Raw genomic sequence first — 1192 nt, forward strand, 5'->3', positions numbered from 1 at the left:
TCATCTTTCGAGTTGGCACAGCCCTGTGTTTTTGTTAAACAGTTGCCTGGACCTATTCTCTGCGCCTCATGTCGCCATGAGGACCCCTTTTCCCGAAGTTACGGGGTCAGTTTGCCTAGTTCCTTAACCATGAATCTCTCAACGCCTTGGTATGTTCTACCCGACCACGTGTGTCCGTTTGCGGTACGGGTTGCGCAAACATATGCTTAGCGGATTTTCTAGGGAGTATGATTACCTGTGCTGTCGGTCGTCTCCGAAAAGAAGACCGTACTGTCGGAATTCAGCTCGGAATACGGATTTGCCTGTATCCCTCAACGCCTACAACCTTCAACGCCCATTTCCGTCAGGACGCGACAGTGTCACTGCTCCGTCTCCACATCGCTATATGCGCAAGTCACGGAATATTAACCGTGTCTGCCATCGCCATCGCCATTCGGCTGAGGCTTAGGACCCGACTCACCCCGGGCTGATTGGCATCGCCCGGGAAACCTCGGTCTTACGGCGAAAGGGAATCACACCCTTTTTATCGTTACTTATACCTACATTTGCTTTTCCATAAACTCCAGGATCAATCAATATCACCATTCTGCGTCGATGGAATGCTCCCCTACCGATACTTTTTATATACAATGCTATCCCGCGTCTTCGGTATCTGGCTTATACCCGATTATTATCCACGCCCGGACCCTCGACTAGTGAGCTGTTACGCACTCTTTGAATGAATGGCTGCTTCCAAGCCAACATCCTAGCTGTCACGGGGACCAGACTTCGTTAGACTAACTAAGCACAGAATTTCGGGACCTTAGACGGCGGTCAGGATTCTTCTCCTCTCGGGGACGGACCTTAGCACCCGCCCCCTTACTGCACAGCTACCGTCCATGAGCATTCGGAGTTCGTCAGGTCGCGATAGGCGGTGAAGCCCTCTTGACCTATCGGTCGCTCTACCTCTCATGGAGAACACTGCACGCGGCACCTAAATGCCTTTCGGGGAGTACGAGCTATCTCCAAGTTTGATTGGCCTTTCACTCCTACACTCACCTCATCCAGAAGCTTTTCAACGCTTATTGGTTCGGTCCTCCATTCCGTGTTACCGGAACTTCAACCTGGGCAAGTGTAGATCACTTGGTTTCGCGTCTACCCCATCCGACTTAAACGCCCTCTTCAGGCTCGCTTTCACTGAGGCTGCGCGGCT

Annotated in this window: 1 rRNA gene; it reads right to left on the reverse strand. The window is 51.9% G+C overall.

Going from position 1 to position 1192, the window contains the following annotated elements:
• Positions 1-1192 (reverse strand): 23S ribosomal RNA (locus H515_RS0110430); the annotation flags it as partial.

This window comes from Prevotella corporis DSM 18810 = JCM 8529 (assembly GCF_000430525.1).
Lineage (GTDB): Bacteria > Bacteroidota > Bacteroidia > Bacteroidales > Bacteroidaceae > Prevotella > Prevotella corporis.